This is a genomic window from Vibrio sp. Vb1026, assembly GCF_033338745.1.
Taxonomy (GTDB): Bacteria; Pseudomonadota; Gammaproteobacteria; order Enterobacterales; family Vibrionaceae; genus Vibrio; species Vibrio alginolyticus.
Genome location: NZ_JAWOTH010000011.1, coordinates 93,615 through 120,584, shown reverse-complemented (window position 1 = coordinate 120,584; position 26,970 = coordinate 93,615). Strand labels below are relative to the sequence as shown.

The following is a 26,970-nucleotide window of genomic DNA, read 5'->3' as shown; positions in this document are numbered from 1 at the left end:
TATTTAACTCAACCGTTGTTTTGGTGAATGAGATCAAGGTTTGGTATAAAAACTATACAAAAAAGGCTTTCTATCAATAGAAAGCCTTCCGAAAAATATCAGTGCTGTTGCTTATTTAATTGGTGTGAATTTAGGTTGAAGTTGTTTACAGACGTGTCGAGCAAAACCGCTACCAGCTTCACTATAAATATTGAATGCTGCGTCAACGCCATTTTCAAGTAAGCCTTCCAATTGATCTGGGTATTCGGCGATAGCGGCAATTTGCCCCTTATATTTTCTGCGTTTAAGCTGCTCAAGTGCTGTTTGGTTACCTTGATGATGTGGCATTGCAAGCAGAACCAGTTTTACATGACCTGTATCTAAAATTCGCTCCCAGAAATCCGGGTCGGTGGCATCACCAGAAATCACATTTCTTCCTTCTGAACGATGATGATGTGCAGCGTCTTCACGAATTTCTATACCCAATGAAATTTTGCCATAGCGTGAACGTAGCTCATCATAAGCGCCCGTTCCAATACGCCCCATACCTAAGATCAATACTTGGGCATGACCTGGGTTGATGAGTTGGTCGCGTTGATTGAGCTTTTCTACCGCTGTCTCTTGCAGCCACTTACCTGAATGTTGATAAATTTTATGGCTAAGGCGGTTAAGTGGCGCGGAAATTACAAAGGATACCGACACCGCAACCGCAATCGCAGCAAGCATATCACTTGGCATCCAGCCCATTTTATAGGCCAACCCAGCAACAATAAGACCAAACTCACTGTAGTTAAATAGTGATAAAGAGGCGAGCAAAGAGGTACGTACTCGAAACTTAAAATGATTAATAGTGACGAAGTACAAGAGTCCTTTGATTGGTAGCAGTAAGATAAATAGCAGGGCGAGAACGACGCCATTCACGCTCAATGAGGCGGATAAACCAATGTTCAAAAAGAAGCAGACTAAAAAGAGCTCCTTCATATTGAATAATGACTTGGATAGTTCTGAGGCTTTTGGGTGACCTGCGAGTAGCATGCCTAAAATTAGCGCGCCCAAGTCTGGTTTCATCCCGACCAACTCGAATAGCCCAGCACCGACAACAAGCGCGAAGAAAATACCGAATAGCACCAGCATTTCGCCGTGGCCAACTTTATCGAGCAGCTTATAGAATAGGGGACGAAGGAAAGGCAGTGCGAACAAACCGATGGCATACCATTCTGGGACTTTTCCGGTTGAAGCAGTCAGGAATACTACGGCAAAAATATCTTGCATGACCAAGATACCGATCGCGAGTGTGCCGTAGGTCGCGTTCATTTCGCCTTTTTCTTGCAATGCTTTTACGGCAAAAACGGTACTAGAGAACGATAGTGCAAAAGCTAAAAGCAGGATTTGGCTGCCGTCCATACTGGCTAGCGAAGTCAAGCCCAGTAGTTTTAAGCCGGATAACGCTAGGGCAAAAAAAGCGGTAGAGAGTATGTTGTGGGCGGTTGCCCCTCCCCATATTTCTTTGGACAGCAGGGTTTTTACATCGAGTTTGAGTCCAATAGTAAACAGAAGAAGAGTAACACCAAGATCTGCGAGAGTGACAATAACGTCATTGCTTTGGTAACCAAATGCATGCAAGCCAAATCCAGCTAGTAGAAAACCAACGAGGGGAGGGAGGCTGCATTTAAGCGCAATAAAACCAGCTAAAAAAGCGGCTGTAATTAGAATAATTTCCATACTGTTGAGCTGTATTCCTGATATACAAAAACGGGCTGTGAAAACACAGCCCGAGATTGTAACTCAATTGGTTGTATAAACTTAGTCTTCCAGTAACTTTTGTAACAAAACTCCGTTTAGCATAGCGCGTTTAATCATCGCAAATGCGCCCATCGTTGGCTGCTTATCAATGTGAGAAGCCACGATAGGGAGGTCGTTATGGAAAGTTTTAAGAGATTGATTCTCTACGTTGCGTTGAATTGCAGGGAAAACAATATCTTGTGCTGCAGTAATATCGCCAGCAATTACAATTTTCTGTGGATTAAATAAGTTAACCGTAATCGCAATCGCTTTACCTAGCTGGTTGCCCACTCGCACTAAACTCTGTTTCGCAAGTTCATCACCATTCATTGCGTGCTGACATACCGCTTCAATTGTGATGTTTTCAAGGTCGGTTAAGCTTGATTCGTATCCTTGAGTAATCAGTTGCTTCACTCGTTGAATAATCGCTGGGTTTGCAGCTACGGTTTCTAAACAGCCAAAGTTTCCACATTGGCATTGCTCACCAAGCGGGTCAATTTGGATATGACCAATTTCACCGACGTTGCGGTTAAAACCAAGAAAAACCTGGCCGTTAACGATAATACCTGCGCCAGTACCGCGGTGGACGCTAACCAAAATAGAATCCTGGCAGTCTTGGCTTGCTCCAAAGTAGTGCTCAGCCAACGCCATGCCACGTACGTCGTTGCCAACAAAGCATGCTGTATTAAACTTCTCTCCAACAATTTCACCGAGAGCAAGATTATCGATATCGGTATTAGGCATGTATTCGACCACGCCAGTTGTTGGGTTAACAAGGCCCGGTAAAGTGATGCCGATAGCGATGAGTTGATCAATTTTGTCTTCGCAACGGCTTACGAAATCTTTTAATAAATCGATAAGTCCTGCGATTAAGTCTGCTTGGTTAGTGTAGTGCAGTTCATGCTGATCTTCTGCCAGCGCGGTACCACCTAAATCGTATAAACTGAACTGTACGTAATCTCGACCTAAGCGAACGGCAATCGAATGAAAAGGTTTGACTTCAGTAGTCAAAGAGATCGCACGACGACCACCAGTTGAAGCTTGTTGGGCGACCTCCTTAATAAGGCCGCGCTCTAAAAGTTGGCGGGTTATTTTGGTAACACTAGCAGGCGCGAGCTGACTCACGTCCGCGACTTGAATACGGGAGATAGGACCTTGCTGATCAATCAGCCTATATACCGCAGCGCTGTTAAGCTGTTTTACTAAATCTACATTACCAATCTGTCCGCCATTCATGCTTAATTTTGCTCGTATTGTCCGTTAACAACCGTCGCTTTTACTTTAAAGTCACGATCGAAAATAGTCAGGTTTGCAACCATCCCTTTTCGAACTCGGCCAAGGCGATCCTCAACACCAATTGCTGTTGCTGGGTATAACGTGGCCATTCGTAGAGCTTCGTCTAAAGCGATCCCCGCGTGCTCAACTGAATTCTGAACTGCTTCAATCATTGTCAAAGCTGAGCCGCCTAGCGTGCCATTTTCATCAACACACTTACCATCTCGGTAATATACTTTCTTACCGACAAAAATAAAGTGATCAATGTTAGCACCTGCTGGAGCTGTGGCATCCGTCACCAAAACAAGCTTTTCACCTTTGATTTTATGAGCAATTCGGATGTTTGCGTAGTCGACGTGAAAACCATCAGCAATAATGCCAGCATAAACGTCAGGAGTATCGTAAATTGCACCAACAACTCCTGGTTCACGACCAACCATTGGTGTCATTGCATTAAAGAGGTGTGTAGCAAAAGTAATGCCTGCTTCAAAGCTTTTACGTGCTTCGGCGTAGGTTGCATTTGTGTGGCCAATTGAAACCACGATGCCAGCAGCCTTTAATCGCGCAATATGCTCTGGGTCGTTATGCTCAGGTGCTAGTGTTACTTTCGCTACGATATCGGCGTTTGCGCAGATAAGGTCGATCATGCTTTCGTCTGATGGGCGAATAAAATCGACGTTATGGATGCCTTTTTTCGCGACGTTAAGGTAAGGACCTTCGAGGTGTAAACCAAGCGATTGATTTTGATATTTGTTGTGGTACTCACGAGCTGCGGCAATTGCAGTTCGCATATCTTCATCAGATGATGTAATGAGTGTTGGCAGGAAGCTAGTACAGCCAGATTTGAGGTTTGCCTGGTGCATGATTTGCATGGTTTCAGGGGTAATTGCATCGTTTAGCATTACACCGCCACAACCGTTCAACTGCAGATCGATAAAGCCTGGACTTAGATTAGTGCCTGCAAGGTCTTTTACTTCGATGCTTTGAGGTAGCTCAGAAACCGGCACAATAGATTGAATAAGATCGTTTTCGATGATGACCGCATGATCGGTAAGAACATCACTACCGGTATAAATTTTACAGTTACTTAGCGCGTACATAGTCAGCTAGTCCTTATAGATGAGAATTCAATTTCTATATCGTTATCTAAGTAGAGACTGCTTCAGTCATATGGGTACTTAGTTTGTATCACTGAATTAGATAACGAGTCACATACAGCAAGTCGCGTTTTATCGATGTTATTGTCATAGTAACTAACTGAAAAGTAATAATTGTATGGTTTTTTATGATTCTTTTTCAGAGCAAAGTTACAGTGATTTACCCGCCTAGATACCAAAATAACACTGATTCTGCCTTGCATAAAGTGCGAGAATATTATCTTTAAAACGCCATTTTTTCGTATAATAAAATAAGTTTTATGATCTCGCTAGCAAAAACCTTCCGAAAGGGCAAATTGTGGTGATTATGATCACAAACGGTGAGCTTTTAATTTGCGGAGCAAAATTAATATCATAAACTTAGGATGACTAAATTGGACGGCTGAAATAAGTCATTCAACATAACATCTAATCCTATAGGGGGAACTTAAGGTGAACATTCTCGGATACTTCCAGAAGGTGGGTAAGGCGCTTATGGTGCCGGTTGCCACACTTCCTGCAGCAGCAATACTCATGGGTATTGGCTACTGGATCGACCCAAATGGCTGGGGCGCAAACAGTGCACTTGCTGCATTTCTTATTAAAGCTGGTGCAGCGATCATTGACAATATGTCAGTATTGTTCGCTGTTGGTGTTGCTTACGGAATGTCTAAAGACAAAGATGGCGCCGCTGCACTTTCAGGTTTCGTGGGCTTCTTAGTTGTCACAACGCTTTTGGCCCCTGGTGCAGTATCACAAATTCAAGGCATTGACCCAAGTGAAGTACCTGCTGCATTTGGTAAAATCAATAACCAGTTCGTCGGTATCTTGGTTGGTATTGTTTCTGCTGAGTTGTACAACCGTTTTTCTCACGTAGAGCTGCACAAAGCACTGGCGTTTTTCTCTGGTAAGCGTCTTGTACCTATCCTAACGTCTTTTGCTGGTATCGTTATTGCGTTCATCCTGATGTACGTTTGGCCATCAGTTTACGGCGGTCTGGTCAGTTTTGGAGAAAGCATTCAAGGTATGGGTGAAGCAGGTGCAGGTGTTTATGCATTCTTCAACCGTCTTCTAATTCCTGTTGGTCTGCACCATGCACTAAACTCAGTGTTCTGGTTTGATGTTGCTGGTATTAATGACATTCCAAACTTCCTTGGCGGTGCGAAATCATTAGCTGAAGGCACGGCAACGGTAGGTGTTACAGGGATGTACCAAGCGGGCTTCTTCCCAATCATGATGTTTGGTTTACCAGGCGCTGCTCTAGCGATGTACCATACTGCGAAATCAAAGAATAAAGAGAAAGTGGCATCTATCATGATTGCGGCTGCGTTTGCTTCATTCTTTACAGGTGTAACAGAACCACTTGAATTTGCATTCATGTTCCTTGCTCCAGGACTGTACGTTCTTCACGCAGCGCTGACTGGTCTATCAGTTTATATCGCGGCATCAATGCAGTGGATTGCAGGTTTCGGTTTCTCTGCTGGTTTAGTCGACTTAGTATTGTCGACTCGTAACCCGCTAGCGGTAAACTGGTACATGCTCATTGTACAAGGTCTTGGTTTCTTTGCGGTTTACTACTTCGTGTTCCGTACCGTGATTGTTAAGTTTGGCCTTAAAACACCGGGACGTGAAGATGATGAAGAAGCTTCATCTAACGTGGCTGGATCAAGCAATTCTTCAGAGCTTGCTCGTCAGTACTTGAAAGCACTTGGCGGTCATGACAACCTAAGTTCTATCGATGCCTGTATTACTCGTTTGCGCCTTTCTGTGAAAGATATGAGCGTTATCAATGAGAAAACTCTGAAAGATCTTGGAGCTATGGGAGTTGTGAAGCTAGGTACAAACAACCTACAAGTTATCCTTGGTCCACTAGCAGAGATTGTTGCTGGTGAGATGAAGAATGTATCTAAAGATGAAGACTTAAGTGGTGTTCAGTTACCAGCTTAACTGTTTAATAGTGGTGCGATTGTTTGTTATTGGTATTGCAAACAATTGATACTACAACATCGCAAAAGGCCTCCGCAGGAGGCCTTTTTTCGTTTAGGCCCTTTGAATCTGCTTTGCTTTCACGCCAACTCAATAAATATTGTCGTTTTAGAGCGAGTTCTTGTTGTCTAATTGCTTAGAATTGTGGATCATTAGGAACAATGTACTCTGTGAAACCATACTTGGATACAGGGTTCCGTTTTCTCTGACAATACTAATATTTTTGAGGTGCTATAGATGAGTGAAGCTGATGCTCGTCCATCAAACTTTATTCGCCAGATCATTGATAAAGATCTAGCGGATGGTAAACACACTAGCGTGCATACTCGATTCCCGCCGGAGCCAAATGGCTACCTGCATATCGGTCATGCTAAGTCTATCTGTTTGAACTTCGGTATTGCTCAGGACTACCAGGGTCAATGTAATCTGCGTTTCGACGATACAAACCCTGAAAAAGAAGACATCGAATACGTTGAGTCTATCAAGAAAGATGTAAACTGGTTGGGCTTTGAGTGGAGTGGTGAAGTATGTTACTCATCAAACTACTTCGATAAGCTTTACGAATATGCAATTGAATTGATTAACAAAGGCTTAGCGTACGTAGATGAGCTAAGTCCAGAGCAAATTCGTGAATACCGCGGCACACTAAAGGCGCCAGGTAAACCAAGTCCATACCGTGACCGTTCTGTTGAAGAGAACTTGGCGTTGTTTGAAAAAATGCGCGCTGGTGAATTTGAAGAAGGTAAAGCGTGTCTTCGTGCTAAAATCGACATGGGTTCTTCATTCATGGTCATGCGCGATCCAGTTTTATACCGTGTGCGTTTTGCTACGCACCACCAAACTGGTGATAAGTGGTGCATTTACCCAATGTACGACTTTACGCACTGTATTTCTGATGCATTAGAAGGCATTACGCACTCTATTTGTACGCTTGAATTCATGGATAACCGTCGTCTGTACGATTGGGTTCTAGACAACATCACGATCGAAAGCCGTCCACATCAATACGAGTTCAGTCGTTTAAACCTTGAATACACAGTGATGTCTAAGCGTAAGCTTAACCAGCTAGTTACTGAAAAACTGGTTAATGGTTGGGATGATCCACGTATGCCGACTGTCTCAGGTCTGCGTCGTCGTGGCTTCACACCTGCATCTATTCGTGAGTTTTGTAAGCGTATTGGTGTAACGAAGCAAGAAAATATGATCGAGTTTAGTTCATTAGAATCTTGTATTCGTGATGACCTAAACGAGAACGCTCCGCGTGCAATGGCTGTACTGGATCCTGTTAAAGTTGTTATCGAAAACTTTGAAGCAGGCGCAGTAGAAAACTTGACAGTTGCCAACCACCCAAATAAACCTGAAATGGGCGTGCGTGAAGTGCCATTCACGCGTGAATTGTGGATTGAGCGTGAAGACTTCCGTGAAGAAGCGAACAAAAAGTACAAGCGTTTAGTGCTAGGTAAAGAAGTTCGTTTACGTGGTGCTTACGTGATCAAAGCTGAGCGCGTTGAAAAAGATGCCGAAGGCAACATCACAACGATCTTCTGTTCTTACGATGCAGATACGCTAGGTAAAAACCCAGCAGATGGTCGTAAAGTGAAAGGCGTTATTCATTGGGTGTCAGCTGATAAAGCTCTTCCAGCGGAAATTCGTCTGTACGATCGTTTATTTACGGTGCCAAACCCAGGCGCAGCGGAAGATTTTGCTTCTACTATCAACCCTGAATCATTAGTTGTGATCAATGGCTTCGTCGAGCCTAGCCTAGCTTCTGCAGAAGCAGAAAAAGGTTACCAGTTTGAACGTATGGGTTACTTCTGTGCAGACTCGAAAGACTCTTCAGCAGATAATCTAGTATTCAATCGCACGGTTGGTCTACGTGATACCTGGGCAAAAATTGAGAATCAATAATCTCAATTAATGCTGAGAACGATGAAAAAATGCCAGCAAACGCTGGCATTTTTTATACCTAATCCCACAGAGTGCTATATAGATGTGCAAAACTGTGGAGAAAAAAGATGGGTGTTTAGTAGCTTTTGTTCTGTAACCAAAGTACTGACGTCTAAGGTACTGACTTCTAGAAACAAAAAACGCCAGCATGTGCTGACGTTTACTTTTTAAATTAACAAACCCTTATTTTTTCGGTTTGTGTGCATCTGGATTGTCTTTACAACCACCATCGCTACACTTGCCGTACAAGTATAAGCTGTGGTTTGTTAGTGTGACATTGTACTTAGCTGCAATCTCTTTTTGACGTTCTTCAATAAGATCGTCAGAAAATTCAATTACCTCACCACAGTCTAGGCACACTAGGTGGTCGTGGTGATGTTGAGTCGATAATTCGAAGACTGACTTTCCACCTTCAAAGTGGTGACGAGTTACAATACCAGCATCGTCGAACTGGTTTAGAACTCGGTAAACAGTTGCTAGGCCAATTTCTTCACCTAGATCAATCAACTTTTTGTACAAATCTTCAGCACTGATGTGCTGGCAGTCTGGCTGCTGAAGTACTTCTAGAATTTTTAGCCTCGGAAGGGTTACTTTTAAACCCGCATCCTTCAGCGCCTGATTATTATCTGACATATACTTTCCCGTTGGATCATCTGCAGCGATTTAACAGAATTCAATCTTCCTACCATTATAGGATAAGCGTTCGGAACATTAAACCACGAACTTCAAAGGGTTAATAGAATCTTTTTGTAAATTAGAAACAGGTCCATTATATTACAGCTCTGACCAGTTACAATTGTGTAACATTAAGCTTGGAGAGGGCAGGGATAGCGATGAATAGGCGACTAGCGAAGATATACAAACCAGGAATTGTAAAGTTCGCACTCAATATTTGGCCTCCTTTTTGGGGGGCGGGTATTAAAATCTTACATATTTCTCAAGACTTCCGTACTGTAAAGGTACGTTTAAAGCTTCGCTGGTGGAATAAAAATGCCAATCGCACCCAATATGGCGGCAGTATTTTCTCTTTAACTGATCCTATTTACTCGTTGATGCTGATGGGGATTCTACGAGAGGAATATTATGTGTGGGATAAAGAGGCAAGCATTAACTTTATTAAGCCGGGGCAAAGTGATTTGTTTGCAGAATTTGAGGTCACTGAAGGGATGCTGGAAAACATTTATCAAATGACACGGAATGGAGAAAAGTGCTTTCCTGAGTTTATTACTCATGTAAAAGATAAACAGGGGAATGTGGTTTCAGAGGTTCAACGCAAGCTTTATGTAAGAAAGAAACCTCAGTATCGCGAAGAGGAAGTACTTACCGATGCTGTGTGACAATACATACAAAAAGACCTCCAAGTGGAGGTCTTTGCATCATTCAATTTGATTAGCCTTCTAGCTCAGCTAAACACATCTCTTCATAGATCTGTTTAACCCAGCTTTCAACACGCTCGTCAGTCAATTCTGGTTGGCGGTCTTCATCAATACATAGACCTACGAATTGGCTTTCGTCACCTTCAACAAGTGCTTTAGACGCTTCAAATTCGTAGCCTTCTGTCGAGGTATGGCCAAGAATTGTGCCGCCTTTAGATTCAACGATATCACGGACTGTGCCCATCGCGTCACAGAAGTATTCTGCGTAGTCTTCTTGGTCGCCACAGCCAAAGATAGCCACTAGCTTAGTAGAGAAGTCGATTTGCTCAAGTTCAGGGAAGAAGTCATCCCAATCACATTGTGCTTCGCCGTAGTACCAAGTTGGGATACCTAGAAGAAGAAGATCGAAGTTATCAATGTCTTCTTTGCTGCTTTTCGCGATGTCTTGAACGTGAACTAGATGTTTACCTAGTTGCTTTTGAATCATCTTTGCAACGGCTTCAGTATTACCTGTGTCGCTACCGAAGAAGATACCTACACTTGCCATAGAGTCTATACCTTTACATTGTTTGTTATTGGCGATGCTACTAAGGGTTTAACCTAACCCTGAGCCTTCCCAAGTTAGCTGAATTACACCTTTTGCAATAAAGCCAGCACAGCCTAGGAAAAGGACTAACCACACAATACGACGACCAAAAACAGGTACATTGCCTTGCTTTAGCACATCTTTTATCGCCATCCCGATGAAAAAAAAGATAGCAGCAAAAAGAAGATCGAGCCCAATAGACTCGAGCATATCCATATAGTCGTAAAGCATTTTAGCCCTTCATGCCGAAAAATCTTGGGCGCACTATACCACTGTTAAACGGTAAAGTTAATGCACTACAAGAAGGGTTATTTCAATAATCTAGTGTTGCTTTTCGAATTTGTTAACTCGAAATGTATTTTCGAATGACTCTCATTACTTCTGTCGGTTTCTCGGCGTGTAACCAGTGACCAGTGCCAGCGATAATGTGTGCTTTAGCATGGTTAAATTGTCGCTTCACTGCCGGCTGATGTTCTGGCATTAAGTAGTCAGAGTCGCCGCCTTTGATAAATAAAGTTGGGATATCTGTTGGTGTGATTTCTTGCCAGCCAATAATTTGGTCATAATTCTCAAAAAGGCTCGGTACGTTAAACCGCCAATCCATCTTATCGCCATTTTTGTACAGTGATTTAGAGAGAAATTGTCTTACACCATCGAGTTCAATATGTTGAGCTAGGATATCCATGGCTTGCTGTCGATTTGCTGGTTTTTCATTAATAACAGCATGTAAGCCGTTAAAAACATTATCGTGACGGTTCGTAGTGTAGGCTACAGGCGCCATGTCGAGAACGACTAACTGCTTGACTACATTTGGAGCAATGTCCACAAGAGCCATCGCGACTTTTCCGCCCATGGAGTGACCAATAACAATAGATGGCTCAACGTTTAAGTGCTGAAGGAGCTGAGCCACATCTTTTGCCATATCGGTATAGTTATGGACTTCGGAGTGGAAAGAGAGGCCGTGATTTCTCAGATCAATACTGATCACCGTGTGATCTTTAATAAGATCGCGGGCGAGTAGACCCAGATTACTTAAACTACCAAACAATCCGTGAATCAAAACAACTGTTTGGCCTTGGCCTTCCTGCTTATAGTTGAGTAATGCTGACATTTTATCTTATTCGTGATGGGTTTAACGTGGAGTATCCGCGTGGATCTCGTTATAATCCCCCAGAGTTTAAACATTGAGAATGTGAAAAGCGAATGAAAACAATTGAGGTTGATGAGGATCTATACCGTTATATAGCTAGTCAAACTAAGCATATCGGTGAAAGCGCCTCGGATATTTTGCGACGCCTTTTAAACCTTGATGGTCAGTTGCAGGAAGCTAAAGCCGCGCCTGTAGTAGAGAAGCCACAAGGGATTGTAGTAAGTAAAGATGCGGGTAAAACGGAATCTGTTGATGTAGTGAAAGAAATGCGTTCGCTGCTTATTTCTGATGAGTTTGCCGGTCTAAAAAAAGCGATTGATCGCTTTATGTTAGTATTATCGACCTTACATAAATTGAATCCAGAAGGTTTCGCCCAGGCTACGAATGTAAAAGGACGCAAACGCGTGTACTTTGCAGATAATGAAGAAACCTTGCTAGCAAACGGTAATACGACCAAGCCAAAAGCCATTCCTGGCACACCGTTTTGGGTTATCACGAATAACAATACAAGTCGTAAAAGACAGATGGTTGAACAAGTGATGGCACACATGGGGTTCCAACCTGACTTAATAGAAAAAGTAACAGGTTCAATCTAAGAAACCTGATAGAAGCCTCATAATGCGTCGCAGTGAGCGGATATTATGAGGCTTTTTTAATTTTATTTGTATTGAAAGAAAGGATGTCAAACATGGCTATGCACCCTCGTGCTGGGCAAAAAGCGCAGCAGGAAGATCTTCACAATATCCCAGCACTCGTTGCTAACTACTTCTTACTTCAACCAGACGCGGCAAACGCAGAACACAAAGTTCAATTTGGTACTTCTGGCCACCGCGGTACTGCAGACAAGCACACTTTTAACGAAAACCACATTTTAGCGATCGCTCAAGCGGTAGCAGAAGTTCGTGCTGAGCAAGGCACAACTGGCCCGTTGTTTGTGGGTAAAGACACGCATGCGCTATCTGAGCCTGCTTTTTCAAGTGTGATTGAAGTATTGATTGCAAATGGTGTGAAAGTGATTGTCCAGCAAGACAACGGTTACACGCCAACACCGGGTATTTCACACGCGATTCTGACTTACAACATCAAACACGATGAAAAAGCAGACGGTATCGTTATTACCCCATCACATAACCCACCACAAGACGGCGGTATCAAATACAATCCGACACATGGTGGTCCTGCAGAAGCTGAGTTGACTCAAGCTATCGAAGATCGTGCGAACGAATTGATTGCTGAAGGTTTACAAGGTGTGAAACGCCTACCACTAGCAGAAGCAAAAGCATCGGATCTGTTTGTAGAGATGGACTTGGTGAAGCCATACATTGATGACCTGGTGAACGTTATCGATATGGAAGCAATCCAAAAAGCGAACCTGAAGATTGGTGTAGATCCATTGGGTGGCAGCGGTATCGATTACTGGCGTCAAATTGGTCAGGCATACAACCTAGACCTAACGCTAGTAAGTGAATCGATCGATCCTTCTTTCCAATTCATGTCGCTAGATAAAGACGGCGTTGTGCGTATGGACTGTTCTTCTCCTTACGCAATGGCGGGTCTATTGGCACTGAAAGACGAATACGATTTAGCATTTGGTAACGATCCTGACTACGACCGTCACGGTATCGTTACGCCAAAAGGTTTGATGAACCCGAACCACTTCTTAGCCGTTTGTATTGACTACTTGTACCGTCATCGTGACGCGTGGGGTAAAGACGTCGCTGTTGGTAAAACACTAGTTTCAAGTGCGCTGATTGACCGTGTTGTTGCGGATCTAGGTCGTGAGCTATGTGAAGTGCCTGTTGGTTTCAAATGGTTTGTAGACGGTCTGTACACTGGTAAGTTTGGTTTCGGCGGCGAAGAAAGTGCTGGTGCGTCTTTCCTTCGTAAAGATGGCACGCCTTGGTCAACAGACAAAGATGGCATCTTGCTATGCCTTCTAGCAGCAGAGATCACTGCGGTAACGGGTAAGAACCCTCAAGATTACTATGAAGAGCTAGCGGCGAAGCACGGTGAGTCGAAGTACAACCGTATTCAAGCTGTAGCAAATGGCCCACAAAAAGACGTATTGAAGAAGTTGTCACCAGAAATGGTTGCGGCTGAAACTCTAGCAGGTGATGCGATCACTGCTCGTCTAACGCATGCACCAGGCAATGGTGCTGCGATTGGTGGCCTTAAAGTAACGACAGCTAACGGTTGGTTCGCTGCTCGTCCATCAGGTACAGAAGATATCTACAAGATTTACTGTGAAAGCTTCAAAGGTGAAGAACATCTGAAACAAATCGAAGCTGAAGCACAAGAGATCGTTAATCAAGTGTTTGCAGCCGCTGGTTTGTAAAACATCCAATGGTCAATGTATCTAGCAAAGGGTTGATGTGAAAACATCAACCCTTTCATGTTTAAGTGCCCCGAACCGCTTTATCTCCGGGCCATGAATCTGGTACCACAAACCAGAATTGACCGTCTTCCGTTTGTGCGTGTATGAATCGATCTAAAGGCTTTTCAATAGGTTGAGAGAAATCATCTGTACCGGTCGCCCAGCATGGTTTATGTAAATGATAAAGGGGTTTACCAATTAAATCCCATTGACGTTGATAGCACCAGTAACCACTAATCTGACTTGGATTTAATTCATAACCCAAGCACTCCTTAGGAGTTGGCTCTGGAGTAAACGGATTAATATAGAGTCGTCCTTGCATCATTAGGCGCTCTTCTGGAGAGTCGTTTAAAGGAATTATTTTTTGAAATTCCGGGCGATCGCTCATTTTCAGCTGATGCGTGAGCATTCTATCCAATTTTGCATGTAACTGGTCGTGAGCATTCGGGCCATACCAAATGCCGTTGTAAAGAAGATAAAACTTAATCGCCACTTCCCAATGTTCTATCTGATTTGATTCTGTATTCCTCAATACCAAATCGACAGCACCAATGGTCTTACCTTCCGCGTCGTTTAACTGAATTTCTTCGGCAATAATCTGATATCGTTCTGAATTAGAAAGAGCCGCAGTGCATAGGTGCTGATATAAAAAACCCAGTCTCGGATTACCATTGTATTGTTCTGAGCTATTCAAAGGTTTGACCGAGACATCTTCTAAGGTTGCAAACGGAGGGCGTAACTTGAAAAGCGGAGGTGAAGTGGCGATCCATTGGTAAAAGCGTTGCAGTTGGTTCATCCGTATCCCTAAATTTATGGTGAGGCGACAAGCTTTGTTATTGTAACTAAATTTGCTTTTGAGGGTAGGGTGGCTAGCATCGATATTAGGGTTCGAGATACACTTTAAAGACCTAAATGATATCAAGGTGCCAGATGTCAAAACGTTGTTGTATCAACTAGGTTGCACTCTTTCGTCTGATTCCATCGAGAGGTTATTTAGGTTTACATGCGCTAGAAATTGGAAGTAATAATGAATAACTTAAAGCTAGAACAGATTCTTAATGACAAACTGTCACCGCAGTTAATTAAAGATTACGCGCCAAATGGGTTACAGGTAGAAGGGAAATCAGCGGTAAAGCGTGTTATCACTGGCGTAACCGCCTCTCAAGCCTTAATCGATAAAGCGATTGAGCTTAATGCAGACGCATTGCTTGTTCATCATGGCTATTTTTGGAAAGGTGAGCCTGAGCCAATTCGTGGCATGAAAGGTAAACGAATTCGTAGCCTGATCAAAAATGATATCAACTTATATGGTTATCACCTTCCTCTAGATATTCATCCAGAGCTAGGCAACAACGCTGAATTAGCTCGCTTACTTGAAATCGAAGTAGAAGGTGGGCTTGAAGGGCACCCTCAGTCAGTTGCTATGTTTGGGCGCTTGAAAAAGCCGATGTCTGGTGTTGAATTTGCGAGTAAGATCAACCAAGTTCTTGAAAGAGAGCCTCTGCATATCGCTCCAGAGAATACTGATAAGATGATTGAGACAGTCGGCTGGTGTACTGGTGGAGGGCAGGATTTCATTGAACTTGCTGTACAGCACGGGCTGGATGCATTTATCTCTGGAGAAATTTCAGAGCGCACCACTTATACTGCTCGTGAAATGGACATTCATTACTTTGCTGCAGGTCATCATGCTACTGAGCGTTATGGTGTTCAGGCCTTAGGCAAATGGCTAGCGGATGAATATGGCCTACATGTGGAGTTTATCGATATTGATAATCCGGTTTAGCGTTCTCCATTAATAACGTTAAACGCAAAAAAGAAAAAAGGGTTGAGACGAAAATCTCAACCCTTTTGTTTGTCTATCTTCGTACTAAAAGATCATTCACGTTCGTGAAGTGGAGAAAACTCACGTTGTGTTTCGCCAGTGTATAGCTGACGAGGACGACCGATGCGGTTCAGTGGATCGCTGTGCATTTCGTTCCAGTGAGCAATCCAGCCGATGGTACGAGAAATCGCGAAGATAACCGTAAACATAGAAACTGGAATACCAATCGCTTTAAGAATGATACCTGAGTAGAAGTCTACGTTCGGGTACAGCTTCTTAGACACGAAGTACTCATCAGAAAGTGCAATGCGCTCAAGTTCCATTGCAACGTCTAGCAGAGGGTCTTGAATGTTTAGCTCTTTGAGAACTTCATGACACGTTTCGCGCATTACTGTCGCACGTGGGTCGTAGTTCTTGTAAACGCGGTGACCAAAGCCCATTAAGCGGAATGGGTCATCTTTGTCTTTCGCGCGGTCTACATATTCAGGGATGTTATCGACGCTGCCAATCTCTTCTAGCATTCTCAAGCAGGCTTCGTTTGCACCACCGTGAGCAGGCCCCCAAAGGGATGCAATACCAGCGGCAATACATGCAAATGGGTTCGCACCAGAAGAGCCAGCTAGGCGTACAGTTGATGTCGACGCATTCTGTTCGTGATCCGCGTGTAGAGTGAAAATCTTATCCATCGCACGGGCAACCACAGGATTTACTTCATATTCTTCGCAAGGGTTTGCGAACATCATATGCAAGAAGTTCTCAGCGTAGCTAAGGTCGTTACGAGGGTAAATAAATGGCTGACCGATAGAGTATTTGTAACACATCGCCGCCAGTGTTGGCATTTTTGACAGCAGACGGTACGCTGCAATTTCGCGGTGTTCGTCGTTGTTAATGTCAAGAGAGTCGTGATAGAAGGCTGCAAGTGCTCCAACTACACCACACATTACCGCCATTGGATGAGCATCGCGTCGGAAGCCATGGAAAAAGCTTGCGATTTGCTCGTGTACCATTGTGTGACGAGTAACGGTCGTTTTGAATTGCTCGTATTGTTCTCGGGTAGGGGCTTCACCATAAAGAAGGATGTAACATACTTCTAAGTAATCTGCGTTATTGGCTAATTGATCAATCGGGAAACCGCGGTGCAAAAGAATACCTTTGCCGCCATCGATGTACGTGATTGATGATTCACAAGATGCAGTGGCAAGAAAACCTGGGTCAAAAGTAAAGTAACCATTGGCTCCCAGCTTACGAACGTCAATTACAGGTGTACCTAGCGTACCGTCCATAATTGGCAGTTCGATTGGCGCTTGACCTTCAACATGAAGGGTCGCTTTCTTATCCGCCATAACAATCTCCTTTGTTTATTATTTAATCCGTCCAGGATGTTTATGTGCCATTTTTGTACTGTTGTTAAAGCTTAAAGTCAATTTTTCTCCATCTTTGTGTGCACTTGTTATGATTTTTCTCATGAAAATCGTTAAAAATCTGTTCTATGTAGCATAATTTGTTACACCAATTGTATTAGAATGTTGCTCGCCGTATATTGGCAAAGAAAATTTTAGTTAAATCCTTATAAATTCGGGGCTAGAAACAAAGAGTGAGGTTTGTTGCTGGATTCCGTCTGTTAACAAATTGTTTACAATTATCTGGGTGGTTACTCGCGATATTTGTTAAATAGATGTTAACTTTTGTACGTTTGGAAGCTGAAATTGGTTATAACAATAAATGCTCAATGGAGCTGAGTGAGCAAGCCCGTGAAAGAAAGAAAGTCAAGACCTGTTAATTTAGATTTACAGACCATCCACTTTCCTATCACAGCAATCGCATCCATCCTACACCGTGTGTCTGGGGTAATTACGTTTGTTGCGGTGGGTATATTACTGTGGTTACTATCCATTTCTCTGTCATCCCCAATGGGTTTTATGGAAGCCGCTGACATCGTCGATAGCTTCTTCGTAAAATTCATCCTGTGGGGAATTCTTACTGCACTTGCCTACCACATCGCAGGTGGTATCCGTCACTTATTGATGGATCTAGGTCACTTTGAAGAACTAGATTCAGGCACGATGAGCGCTAAAGTCGCGTTTGGTGCAACAGCAGTATTATCATTATTGGCGGGGATCTTGGTATGGTAAAACACGTATCTTCATTTGGTCGTAATGGTGTACACGATTTCCTACTAATTCGTGCAACTGCAATCATTATGACGCTATACACGATTTATCTGATTAGCTTCTGTGCATTTTCAGATATCTCTTACGCATCTTGGACCCAATTCTTTGGTGGTACCTTCACTAAAGTATTCACCATGTTGGCACTTGTCTCGATCCTGATTCACGCTTGGGTTGGTTTGTGGCAAGTATTAACTGATTACATTAAGTGCGCGAAACTACGTGGCGCACTACAACTTGGTGTTATTGCCGTGCTATTCGGCTATGTCTTCTCTGGTCTATTTATTCTGTGGGGTGCGTAAGTGTCTATTCCAGTTCGTGAGTTTGATGCCGTAGTAATCGGCGCTGGTGGTGCAGGTATGCGCGCTGCACTACAAATTTCAGAGCAAGGCCTATCATGTGCTTTGTTGTCAAAAGTATTTCCAACACGTTCTCATACTGTGTCTGCACAGGGCGGCATTACCGTTGCTCTGGGTAACTCGCACAAAGACGATTGGCAATGGCACATGTACGATACCGTTAAAGGTTCCGACTACATCGGTGACCAGAACGCGATTGAATACATGTGTAAAAATGGTCCTGAGTCAGTTATCGAGCTTGAAAAAATGGGTCTTCCATTCTCTCGTTTCGATAACGGTACCATCTACCAACGTCCATTCGGTGGTCAATCTAAAGAGTTTGGTGGTGAGCAGGCTGCTCGTACAGCCGCTGCTGCAGACCGTACTGGTCACGCACTTCTTCACACGCTTTACCAGCAAAACGTAAAACACAAAACAACCATCTTCTCGGAGTGGTACGCTTTGGATCTTGTGAAAAACCAAGACGGCGCAATCATGGGTTGTACTGCGATTTGTATGGAAACGGGTGAAATCTGTTACTTCAAATCAAAAGCAACCATTCTAGCTACAGGTGGTGCAGGTCGTATTTACGCATCGACCACTAACGCGCACATCAACACGGGTGATGGCGTTGGTATGGCACTTCGCGCAGGCGTTCCAATGCAAGACATGGAAATGTGGCAGTTCCACCCAACAGGTATTGCTGGCGCGGGTGTTCTAGTGACGGAAGGTTGTCGTGGTGAAGGTGGTTACCTTCTAAATAAAGATGGTGAACGCTTCATGGAGCGCTACGCACCAAACGCGAAAGACCTTGCTGGTCGTGACGTGGTTGCTCGTTCAATGATGATTGAAATTCGTGAAGGCCGCGGCTGTGATGGTCCTTGGGGGCCACATATCAAGTTGAAACTTGATCACCTTGGTAAAGAAGTACTTGAATCACGTCTACCAGGTATCTGTGAACTGTCTCGTACATTTGCACACGTTGACCCAGTGAAAGAGCCAATTCCAGTAATTCCAACTTGTCACTACATGATGGGTGGTGTACCTACTCAAGTCTCTGGCCAAGCAATTAAGCAGAAGGCCGACGGTAGCGAGATGGAAGTACAAGGCCTTTACGCATGTGGTGAGATTGCTTCTGTATCGGTACACGGTGCTAACCGTCTGGGCGGCAACTCATTACTAGACTTGGTCGTCTTTGGTCGTGCTACTGGCTTGCACCTTGGCGAAACGCTAGCAGCGCAAGCGGAAGCTCGTCCTGCAACAGAATCTGATATTGAAGCGTCTCTAGCGCGTACTATGCGTTGGGAAAACAGCACTGGTGGTGAAGATCCAGTTCAGATTCGTAAAGACCTACAAGCATGCATGCAAAACAGCTTCTCGGTATTCCGTGAAGGCGATGCGATGGCAACCGGTCTAGAAGAGTTGAAAGTGATTCGCGAACGTTTGAAAGACGCGCATCTAGCGGACAAGTCTTCAGAGTTCAACACGCAGCGTATCGAGTGTCTAGAACTTGATAACCTGATGGAAACCGCGTTTTCAACTGCCGTTGCAGCGAACTACCGTACAGAGAGTCGTGGCGCACATGCTCGTTTCGATTTCCCTGAGCGTGATGATGAGAACTGGCTATGCCACTCTATCTACAATCCGGAAACAGAAGCGATGACTAAGCGTGATGTGAACATGACGCCAACGCATCGTGAAGCTTTCCCGCCGAAAGTACGTACATACTAAAGGGAGGATACGACTATGAAATTAAACTTCTCTTTATACCGTTACAATCCGGATGTGGATACTAAGCCTTACATGAAAGAGTATACCCTTGAGGTAGACGAAGGCTCAGACATGATGGTGCTTGATGCATTGATTCTGCTAAAAGAGCAAGATCCAAGCATCGCGTTCCGTCGCTCATGCCGTGAAGGGGTATGTGGTTCTGATGGTTTGAATATGAATGGTAAAAACGGCCTAGCGTGTATCACACCGTTATCTGCTCTACAAGGCGATAAGATAGTTATTCGTCCACTACCAGGGTTACCTGTCGTGCGCGATCTTATCGTTGACATGACGCAGTTCTATGATAACTATGCGAAAGTTAAACCATTCTTGATTGATGATGGTGCATTACCACCATCACGTGAGAATCTACAATCGCCTGATGACCGTGCGCATTTAGATGGATTGTACGAATGTATCATGTGTGCATGTTGTACAACGTCTTGCCCATCATTCTGGTGGAACCCTGATAAATTCATCGGCCCAGCTGGTCTTCTCGCAGCGTACCGTTGGCTAATTGATAGCCGCGATACGGCAACAGATGAACGTTTGTCTGATCTTGATGATGCATTTAGCGTTTTTCGTTGCCATGGCATCATGAATTGTGTAAGTGTTTGTCCTAAGGGATTAAATCCGACGAAAGCCATCGGTCACATTAAGTCGATGTTGGTTAATCGTTCGGTTTAATTTACTCGCTCTTAGGAATGTCGCAGTGTTGCGGATCACCCGATATGACCGCTTCACTGCTTCAGTAATATTCGAGTAAAGAATACAAAAATTGCCGACCGTATTTTTAGTCGGCTCTTATAGCTCGGCAAAGACCGAAGCAAACGTGAAAACTACTGGTTAAGGGAAAATATGCACAACGGCGTGATGAAGGCATGGCTCGAGTCTTCACACTTGGCTGGCGCCAATGCAACGTATGTAGAGGACCTCTACGAACTGTATCTAAGTGATCCCGATCTGGTAAGTGAGGAGTGGAAACGTGTTTTTGAAGGCTTGCCTAAGCCATCAGAAGAAGTGGCAGAACAACCACATTCACGTGTCCGTGACTACTTCCGACGACTCGCTAGAGAAACAAAGCATTACAATGTCCAAGTTAGTGACCCAGATGTCGATGCAAAACAAGTAAAAGTTCTACAGCTAATCAACGCATACCGTTTCCGCGGGCATGAAGCTGCAGAATTAGACCCACTAGGTCTATGGCAACGCCCAACCGTGGCGGAGTTAGACCCTGCTTTTCATAATCTTACCGAAGATGACTTCGAAGAAACTTTCAACGTAGGTTCTTTTGCTGTTGGGCAAGAAACCATGAAGTTGAAAGATATCTATGAAGCCCTCAACAAAACTTATTGCGGTTCCATCGGTGCTGAATACATGCACATGACTGACACAGAGCAAAAGCGTTGGATTCAGCAACGCCTTGAGTCTGTCGTAGGCCAGCCATCATTCAACAAAGATGAGAAGCGCACATTCCTAGAAGAGCTAACAGCCGCTGAAGGTTTGGAGCGTTACCTCGGGGCGAAATTCCCAGGTGCAAAACGTTTCTCTTTAGAAGGTGGTGATGCGCTGATTCCGATGACGAAAGAGTTGATCCGTCATGCGGGTACAAGTGGAATGCGTGAAGTGGTTATCGGTATGGCTCACCGCGGTCGTTTGAACATGCTGGTGAACGTACTTGGTAAGAAACCTCAAGACCTGTTTGATGAGTTCGCAGGTAAACACGACGAAACTTGGGGTACGGGTGATGTGAAATATCACCAAGGTTTCTCTGCTGATTTTGCGACTCCAGGCGGTGATGTTCACTTAGCACTTGCATTTAACCCGTCGCACCTAGAAATCGTAAACCCGGTAGTCATGGGCTCAGTTCGAGCACGTCAAGACCGCTTGGGTGATAATCAAGGTAGCAAAGTGCTTCCTATCACCATCCATGGTGATTCAGCAATCGCTGGTCAGGGTGTGGTTGCCGAAACGTTCAATATGTCTCTTGCTCGTGGGTTCCAAGTTGGTGGTACGGTACGCATCGTCATCAACAACCAAGTAGGCTTTACGACGTCTAATCCTCGTGACACGCGTTCTACGATGTACTGTACCGATATCGCGAAGATGGTGCAGGCGCCAATTTTCCATGTAAATGCAGATGACCCAGAAGCAGTTGCTTTTGTTACTCGCATTGCATTGGATTACCGTAACGAGTTCAAGCGTGATGTCGTGATCGATCTTGTATGTTACCGTCGCCACGGTCACAATGAGGCGGATGAGCCAAATGCGACTCAGCCTTTGATGTACCAGAAAATCAAAAAGCATCCTACACCACGCAAATTGTATGCAGATGTTCTGATCGATAAAAATGAATCAGATATCGAGACAGCGACTCAGTTAGTCAATGAGTATCGCGATGCATTAGATCGCGGTGAAGTGGTTGTTAAAGAATGGCGTCCAATGGCGTTGCACTCTGTAGACTGGTCCCCTTACTTAGGGCACGAATGGGATATGGAGTGGGATTCAAAATACGACAAGACACGCCTTATTGAGCTAGGCAATCGTCTGTGTCAGTACCCAGAAAGCCATAAACTGCAAAGCCGTGTTAATAAGCTATACAACGATCGTCTAGCAATGATGACCGGTGAAAAAGCTATTGACTGGGGTATGGCTGAAACATTGGCGTATGCTACATTGGTTGACGATGGCAAGCGTATTCGTCTTTCTGGTCAGGACTCGGGTCGTGGTACTTTCTTCCACCGTCACTCGGTTCTTCATAACCAAACCGATGCAAGCACTTACATTCCATTAGCGAATATTCATGACAACCAAGGGCCATTCCAAGTCTTTGACTCAGTATTGTCAGAAGAAGCTGTGTTGGCGTTTGAATACGGTTACGCAACAGCCGAACCAGGTGGTTTAACTATCTGGGAAGCACAGTTTGGTGATTTTGCCAACGGTGCACAAGTTGTTATCGACCAGTTTATCTCGTCAGGCGAGCAAAAGTGGGCGCGTTTGTGCGGTCTTACTATGCTTCTACCTCATGGTTATGAAGGTCAAGGTCCTGAGCACTCATCTGCACGTTTAGAGCGTTACCTTCAGCTTTGTGCTGAGCAAAATATGCAGGTTGTGGTTCCTTCAACACCGGCTCAGGTGTACCACATGATTCGTCGTCAGGTTGTACGCCCAATGCGTCGACCTCTCATTGTTATGTCGCCGAAATCTTTGCTGCGCCACCCTCTATGTACTTCAACGATTGAAGACTTGGCGGATGGTACATTCCAATCTGCAATTCCAGAAGTAGATGATTTAGAACCAAGCAAAGTGAAACGTGTCGTGTTCTGTGCTGGTAAGGTTTACTTTGACCTACTAGAGCAGCGCCGTAACAACGAGCAAGACGATGTTGCTATCGTGCGTATTGAACAGCTTTACCCATTCCCAATGGAAGAAGTACAAGCAGCAATTGCTCAATACACTAACGTTGAAGACTTCGTGTGGTGTCAGGAAGAACCTCAGAACCAAGGTGCTTGGTACTGTAGCCAACATAACTTCCGTGCCGCTATTCCTGCAGGTGCAAATCTTAAATACGCAGGTCGCCCAGCTTCTGCTTCGCCAGCAGTTGGCTACATGTCGGTGCACTTGAAACAACAAAAAGCGTTGGTTGAAGACGCTCTGAACGTGAACTCAAAAACTTCGAATTAAGAACTAGAAGTTAAAGGAAGAAACAGATATGACAATTGAAATTCTGGTTCCAGATTTACCTGAATCAGTTGCTGATGCAACCGTAGCGACATGGCACAAACAACCAGGCGACGCAGTAGAGCGTGACGAGGTTTTGGTTGACATCGAAACAGACAAAGTTGTGCTAGAAGTTCCAGCTCCGGAAGCTGGCGTTTTAGAAGCTATTGTTGAAGCAGAAGGTGCGACAGTACTTTCTAAACAAATCATTGCTAAATTGAAGCCAGGCGCAGTTGCAGGTGAACCAACTGCAGACAAAACAGAAGGTACTGAAGCATCTCCTGATAAGCGTCACAAAGCTGCGCTTAGCGAAGAAAGTAATGACGCATTAAGCCCAGCAGTGCGCCGTTTATTGGCTGAACATGGCTTAGAAGCAAGCCAAGTGAAAGGCACTGGTGTTGGTGGTCGTATTACGCGCGAAGATATTGAAGCGCATCTTGCGAACGCTAAATCTGCGTCAAAAGAAGACTCGCCAGCAGTGGTTGACGTGCCGGCAGCGGCTCGCAGTCAGAAGCGTGTTCCAATGACTCGCCTTCGTAAGACAGTTGCTAACCGTCTGCTAGAAGCGAAGAACAACACGGCAATGCTAACGACGTTTAACGAAGTGAACATGAAACCAATCATGGACCTTCGTAAGCAGTACAAAGATCAGTTCGAAGAGCGTCACGGTATTCGTTTGGGCTTCATGTCTTTCTACGTGAAAGCAGTAACAGAAGCGCTTAAGCGTTACCCAGAAGTAAATGCTTCGATTGATGGCGATGACATTGTTTACCACAACTACTTCGACATTAGCATGGCGGTATCAACGCCACGTGGTCTAGTTACACCTGTCCTAAAAGACTGTGACAAGCTTGGTTTCGCTGATGTTGAAAAAGGCATCAAAGAGCTGGCTATTAAAGGTCGTGATGGCAAGCTAACGGTAGACGAGCTAATGGGCGGTAACTTCACTATCACAAACGGTGGTGTGTTCGGTTCACTAATGTCTACACCAATCATCAACCCACCTCAATCAGCGATTCTTGGTATGCATAAGATCCAAGAGCGTCCGATGGCAGTGGATGGCAAAGTTGAAATCTTGCCGATGATGTACCTAGCGTTATCTTACGATCACCGCCTAATTGACGGTCGTGAATCAGTTGGTTTCCTAGTAACGATTAAAGAGTTACTAGAGGACCCAGCACGTCTCCTATTAGACGTTTAATATCGCTAAAACGTCTAGTTATCGTAGGTAGCTAGACGTTAAAAATTTCAATGGCTAGACTAGCTCAACGTTTGGCCTTCATTTGAATCCTTCAGTATGAGAACTCATGATGAAGGATTGATTTGAGAAGACCCTACAGACGTACAAGCAGCCAAGACTGCAGCGTTATGGAAATAATAAATCCCTTAAGGGAAAAACAAACGGAATATCGAAATGAATTTGCATGAATACCAAGCCAAACAGCTGTTTGCAGAATTCGGTTTGCCTGTGCCAGAAGGCTACGCGTGTGATACACCACAAGAAGCTTTTGAAGCCGCAGGCCGTATTAGTACAGCCAAGAAAGTAGTTAAATGTCAGGTTCACGCTGGTGGCCGTGGTAAAGCGGGTGGCGTAGAGCTACACGATACAAAAGAAGGCGTTAAAGAGTTTGCACAGAAGTGGTTAGGTAAAAACCTAGTGACTTACCAAACAGACGCAAATGGTCAGCCAGTAACAAAAATCCTTGTTGAAGAAGCTTCAAATATTGCGAACGAACTATACCTAGGTGCGGTAGTTGACCGTGCTAGCCGTAAGATCGTTTTCATGGCTTCTACCGAAGGTGGTGTGGAAATTGAAAAAGTTGCGGAAGAAACGCCGGAACTCATCCACAAAGCAGCAATTGACCCACTAGTAGGTCCACAAGCTTACCAAGGTCGTGAGCTAGCGTTCAAACTTGGTCTTGAAGGCGACCAAATCAAACAATTCGTTAAGATCTTTATGGGTCTTGGCACTATGTTCTCTCAGTACGATCTTGCTCTGCTAGAGATCAACCCACTTGTGATTACTGGCGAAGGCAACTTGCTATGTCTTGACGGTAAGATCAACATCGACTCAAACGCACTGTATCGTCAGCCTAAGCTTCGTGAAATGCACGATCCTTCACAAGAAGATGAGCGTGAAGCACACGCAGCTCAGTGGGAGCTGAACTACGTAGCACTAGACGGTAACGTTGGCTGTATGGTTAACGGTGCAGGCCTAGCAATGGGTACGATGGATATCGTAAACCTACACGGCGGCAAACCAGCTAACTTCTTAGATGTAGGTGGCGGCGCGACGAAAGAGCGTGTTGCTGAAGCATTCAAGATCATCCTATCTGATGACAATGTGAAAGCGGTACTTGTTAACATCTTCGGTGGTATTGTACGTTGTGACATGATCGCAGAAGGTATTATCGGCGCGGTTAAAGAGGTAGGCGTAAGCGTACCTGTTGTTGTTCGTCTTGAAGGCACTAACGCTGACCTAGGTCGCGAAGTTCTTGCTAATTCTGATGTTGATATCATTGCTGCTGAGTCGCTAACTGATGCTGCTCAGAAAGTTGTTGCTGCTGCGGAGGCTAAATAATGTCTGTATTAATTAACAAAGACACTAAAGTAATCTGTCAGGGGTTCACTGGTGGTCAAGGTACTTTCCACTCAGAGCAAGCTATCGCATACGGTACGCAAATGGTTGGCGGTGTGTCTCCAGGTAAAGGTGGCCAAACTCACCTAGGTCTTCCTGTATTCAACACAGTTCGTGAAGCAGTAGAAGCGACTGGCGCAACAGCGACAGTCATCTACGTACCAGCACCTTTCTGTAAAGATGCAATCCTAGAAGCGATTGACGCGGGTATCGAGCTAATCGTAACGATTACTGAAGGTATCCCTACTACAGATATGATCGACGTAAAAGTGAAGCTAGAAGAAACTGGCGTTCGCATGATTGGTCCTAACTGTCCGGGCGTTATCACTCCTGATGAGTGTAAGATCGGTATCATGCCTGGTCACATCCACAAGAAAGGCAAAGTAGGTATTGTATCTCGTAGCGGTACTCTAACTTACGAAGCAGTTAAACAAACCACTGACGAAGGTTTCGGCCAGTCTACTTGTGTTGGTATCGGTGGTGACCCAATCCCGGGTTCAAACTTCATTGATATCCTAAAACTGTTCCAAGAAGACCCTGAGACAGAAGCGATCGTTATGATCGGTGAGATCGGTGGTACTGCAGAAGAAGAAGCAGCAGCATACATTAAAGAAAATGTAACGAAGCCAGTGGTTTCTTACATTGCTGGTGTAACTGCGCCTCCTGGTAAGCGTATGGGCCATGCTGGTGCGATTATCTCTGGTGGTAAAGGTACTGCTGAAGACAAATTTGCTGCACTAGAAGCGGCTGGCGTTAAAACTGTGAAATCTCTAGCAGAGATTGGCCAAGGTCTACGTGAAGTGACGGGTTGGTAATCGACCACACTACTTAATAAGTATTAAAAAGCCTGCGATTTCGCAGGCTTTTCTTTTTCCGTTTCCGTGGATTTATGTTTGTTGTTAGCAAGGTCTTTCGCGTTT

Annotated in this window: 23 protein-coding genes; 14 read left to right on the top strand and 9 right to left on the bottom strand. The window is 44.5% G+C overall.

Going from position 1 to position 26,970, the window contains the following annotated elements; translation table 11 throughout:
- Positions 1-111 precede the first annotated feature (111 nt).
- The 3 genes from R7E47_RS16500 to nagA all read right to left on the bottom strand — a co-directional run bounded on the left by R7E47_RS16500 (position 112) and on the right by nagA (position 4,136).
- Positions 112-1,701: a cation:proton antiporter family protein gene (locus R7E47_RS16500; RefSeq protein WP_005384981.1), complete on the bottom strand. Its 1,590-nt coding sequence runs from the start codon at positions 1,699-1,701 to the stop codon at positions 112-114.
- Positions 1,702-1,782: 81 nt separating this feature from the next.
- Positions 1,783-2,997, bottom strand: coding sequence for a DNA-binding transcriptional regulator NagC (gene nagC, locus R7E47_RS16495; protein ID WP_005382105.1), 1,215 nt, complete (start codon positions 2,995-2,997; stop codon positions 1,783-1,785).
- Between the two features lie 2 nt (positions 2,998-2,999).
- Positions 3,000-4,136: an N-acetylglucosamine-6-phosphate deacetylase gene (gene nagA / locus R7E47_RS16490; RefSeq protein ID WP_318084659.1), complete on the bottom strand. Its 1,137-nt coding sequence runs from the start codon at positions 4,134-4,136 to the stop codon at positions 3,000-3,002.
- Positions 4,137-4,625: 489 nt separating this feature from the next.
- Between nagA and nagE the strand changes: the two genes are divergently transcribed.
- Both nagE and glnS read left to right on the top strand, forming a co-directional pair.
- The gene (gene nagE, locus R7E47_RS16485) at positions 4,626-6,119 is read left to right on the top strand and encodes an N-acetylglucosamine-specific PTS transporter subunit IIBC (protein ID WP_005384985.1); all 1,494 of its coding nucleotides are present in this window, start codon (positions 4,626-4,628) and stop codon (positions 6,117-6,119) included.
- A 276-nt stretch (positions 6,120-6,395) separates the two neighbouring features.
- Complete coding sequence (glnS, locus tag R7E47_RS16480) at positions 6,396-8,066, top strand: glutamine--tRNA ligase (RefSeq protein ID WP_005382124.1); 1,671 nt, start codon at positions 6,396-6,398, stop codon at positions 8,064-8,066.
- A gap of 222 nt (positions 8,067-8,288) precedes the next feature.
- Here the strand turns inward: glnS and fcrX are convergent, their stop codons facing one another.
- Positions 8,289-8,738: a ferric iron uptake transcriptional regulator FcrX gene (gene fcrX / locus R7E47_RS16475; protein ID WP_005382141.1), complete on the bottom strand. Its 450-nt coding sequence runs from the start codon at positions 8,736-8,738 to the stop codon at positions 8,289-8,291.
- 200 nt (positions 8,739-8,938) lie between these two features.
- Here fcrX and R7E47_RS16470 point away from each other — a divergent pair, with 200 nt between their 5' ends.
- Positions 8,939-9,442, top strand: coding sequence for a DUF4442 domain-containing protein (locus tag R7E47_RS16470; protein WP_005382144.1), 504 nt, complete (start codon positions 8,939-8,941; stop codon positions 9,440-9,442).
- A 52-nt stretch (positions 9,443-9,494) separates the two neighbouring features.
- On the opposite strand, the gene fldA is transcribed toward R7E47_RS16470, so the two are convergent.
- The 3 genes from fldA to R7E47_RS16455 form a co-directional block, all read right to left on the bottom strand.
- Positions 9,495-10,028, bottom strand: coding sequence for a flavodoxin FldA (fldA, locus tag R7E47_RS16465; RefSeq protein WP_005382146.1), 534 nt, complete (start codon positions 10,026-10,028; stop codon positions 9,495-9,497).
- Positions 10,029-10,076: 48 nt separating this feature from the next.
- Positions 10,077-10,298, bottom strand: a complete 222-nt coding sequence (locus R7E47_RS16460; RefSeq protein ID WP_005393038.1) for a DUF2788 domain-containing protein — start codon at positions 10,296-10,298, stop codon at positions 10,077-10,079.
- Positions 10,299-10,410: 112 nt separating this feature from the next.
- A complete protein-coding gene (locus R7E47_RS16455) occupies positions 10,411-11,178 on the bottom strand; it encodes an alpha/beta fold hydrolase (RefSeq protein WP_017819953.1) in 768 nt (255 codons plus the stop codon).
- A gap of 92 nt (positions 11,179-11,270) precedes the next feature.
- Here R7E47_RS16455 and seqA point away from each other — a divergent pair, with 92 nt between their 5' ends.
- Together seqA and pgm are read left to right on the top strand one after the other, a co-directional pair.
- The gene (gene seqA, locus R7E47_RS16450; RefSeq protein ID WP_005382149.1) at positions 11,271-11,813 is read left to right on the top strand and encodes a replication initiation negative regulator SeqA; all 543 of its coding nucleotides are present in this window, start codon (positions 11,271-11,273) and stop codon (positions 11,811-11,813) included.
- A 92-nt stretch (positions 11,814-11,905) separates the two neighbouring features.
- Positions 11,906-13,552, top strand: a complete 1,647-nt coding sequence (gene pgm / locus R7E47_RS16445) for a phosphoglucomutase (alpha-D-glucose-1,6-bisphosphate-dependent) (RefSeq protein ID WP_025766986.1) — start codon at positions 11,906-11,908, stop codon at positions 13,550-13,552.
- A 61-nt stretch (positions 13,553-13,613) separates the two neighbouring features.
- Here the strand turns inward: pgm and R7E47_RS16440 are convergent, their stop codons facing one another.
- Positions 13,614-14,387 carry a DUF1853 family protein gene (locus R7E47_RS16440; RefSeq protein ID WP_054578020.1) on the bottom strand — a complete coding sequence of 258 codons (774 nt, stop codon included), beginning with the start codon at positions 14,385-14,387 and terminating at the stop codon, positions 13,614-13,616.
- 231 nt (positions 14,388-14,618) lie between these two features.
- On the opposite strand from R7E47_RS16440, the gene R7E47_RS16435 reads away from it, so the two are divergent.
- Positions 14,619-15,377 carry a Nif3-like dinuclear metal center hexameric protein gene (locus R7E47_RS16435; protein ID WP_005382162.1) on the top strand — a complete coding sequence of 253 codons (759 nt, stop codon included), beginning with the start codon at positions 14,619-14,621 and terminating at the stop codon, positions 15,375-15,377.
- Between the two features lie 92 nt (positions 15,378-15,469).
- Here the strand turns inward: R7E47_RS16435 and R7E47_RS16430 are convergent, their stop codons facing one another.
- Positions 15,470-16,759, bottom strand: coding sequence for a citrate synthase (locus R7E47_RS16430; RefSeq protein ID WP_005382163.1), 1,290 nt, complete (start codon positions 16,757-16,759; stop codon positions 15,470-15,472).
- Positions 16,760-17,155: 396 nt separating this feature from the next.
- On the opposite strand from R7E47_RS16430, the gene sdhC reads away from it, so the two are divergent.
- The 8 genes from sdhC to sucD all read left to right on the top strand — a co-directional run bounded on the left by sdhC (position 17,156) and on the right by sucD (position 26,865).
- A complete protein-coding gene (gene sdhC / locus R7E47_RS16425) occupies positions 17,156-17,548 on the top strand; it encodes a succinate dehydrogenase cytochrome b556 subunit (protein WP_017634811.1) in 393 nt (130 codons plus the stop codon).
- Complete coding sequence (sdhD, locus tag R7E47_RS16420; protein WP_005382169.1) at positions 17,542-17,886, top strand: succinate dehydrogenase, hydrophobic membrane anchor protein; 345 nt, start codon at positions 17,542-17,544, stop codon at positions 17,884-17,886. The genes sdhC and sdhD overlap by 7 nt, the downstream gene beginning before the upstream one ends.
- The gene (sdhA, locus tag R7E47_RS16415) at positions 17,887-19,653 is read left to right on the top strand and encodes a succinate dehydrogenase flavoprotein subunit (protein ID WP_005382172.1); all 1,767 of its coding nucleotides are present in this window, start codon (positions 17,887-17,889) and stop codon (positions 19,651-19,653) included. It begins immediately after the preceding gene.
- Positions 19,654-19,668: 15 nt separating this feature from the next.
- Positions 19,669-20,379 carry a succinate dehydrogenase iron-sulfur subunit gene (locus tag R7E47_RS16410; protein WP_005382174.1) on the top strand — a complete coding sequence of 237 codons (711 nt, stop codon included), beginning with the start codon at positions 19,669-19,671 and terminating at the stop codon, positions 20,377-20,379.
- A 171-nt stretch (positions 20,380-20,550) separates the two neighbouring features.
- The gene (gene sucA, locus R7E47_RS16405) at positions 20,551-23,376 is read left to right on the top strand and encodes a 2-oxoglutarate dehydrogenase E1 component (RefSeq protein ID WP_005382176.1); all 2,826 of its coding nucleotides are present in this window, start codon (positions 20,551-20,553) and stop codon (positions 23,374-23,376) included.
- A gap of 28 nt (positions 23,377-23,404) precedes the next feature.
- Positions 23,405-24,613, top strand: a complete 1,209-nt coding sequence (gene odhB / locus R7E47_RS16400; RefSeq protein WP_005382177.1) for a 2-oxoglutarate dehydrogenase complex dihydrolipoyllysine-residue succinyltransferase — start codon at positions 23,405-23,407, stop codon at positions 24,611-24,613.
- A 213-nt stretch (positions 24,614-24,826) separates the two neighbouring features.
- The gene (gene sucC / locus R7E47_RS16395) at positions 24,827-25,993 is read left to right on the top strand and encodes an ADP-forming succinate--CoA ligase subunit beta (protein ID WP_005382179.1); all 1,167 of its coding nucleotides are present in this window, start codon (positions 24,827-24,829) and stop codon (positions 25,991-25,993) included.
- Entirely contained in the window at positions 25,993-26,865 is an 873-nt protein-coding gene (gene sucD / locus R7E47_RS16390; protein ID WP_005382181.1) for a succinate--CoA ligase subunit alpha, read from the top strand. The genes sucC and sucD overlap by 1 nt, the downstream gene beginning before the upstream one ends.
- Positions 26,866-26,970: the final 105 nt, after the last annotated feature.